The organism is Polaromonas sp. P1_G2 (assembly GCF_056405515.1).
The window spans coordinates 1-674 of sequence record NZ_JBFUBY010000642.1 but is presented as its reverse complement, the minus strand read 5'-3'; the positions used below and the strand labels follow the sequence as shown (position 1 = coordinate 674).

Below are 674 nucleotides of genomic sequence, written 5' to 3'. Positions count from 1 at the left end.
CGGCATCATCATGCGCAACTCGATCATCCTCGTTGACCAGATCGACCAGGATATCGCGGCGGGCATGGATCGGTCAGAGGCGATCATCGGTGCGGCCGTTCGCCGCTTCCGGCCGATCACGCTGACGGCGCTGACGGCGGTGCTGGCGCTGATCCCGATCTCSCGCGRSGTSTTCTGGGGRCCGMTGGCCTATGCGATGATGGGTGGCATCCTGGTCGCGACCCTGCTCACCATCTTCGTGCTGCCCGCCGGCTATGCCCTGTTCTTCGGCCGCGCGCCGAAGCGCAAGGACCCGCCGGCCGAGGAGCAGAGCGACGACAAGACGATCGAAGCCGGCAATGTCTACAAGTTGCCGCTGGCAGCCGAATAGAAATCTGCCTTGATCTGGCGCATGGAGAGGCAGGCATTTTGCTCATAGGTGGAATGCCTGCCCGCGACATAAATTAACTTGACTGCATACGTCATCTTTCCATAAGTGGGCCGCAATCTTCAAGTAATGCCCACTTTGGAGGGTCACATGCCAAGCCGATTCCTGCCCCAACTGATCGCCGGCGCCTTTGCGCTGACAGCGTTCTTCCTGCCGCTCAGCGCCAGCGCCGCCGATAGCGACGGCATCCTCGTCTACAATGCCCAGCACGAGGCGCTGACCCAGGAATGGGTGGACGGTTTCACCA

Annotated in this window: 1 protein-coding gene; it reads left to right on the top strand. The window is 61.5% G+C overall.

The features are described 5' to 3' along the window. A partial coding sequence (locus tag AC1D0P_RS26685; protein WP_477679484.1) for an efflux RND transporter permease subunit occupies positions 1–370 on the top strand: 370 nt, incomplete at its 5' end. Positions 371–674: the final 304 nt, after the last annotated feature.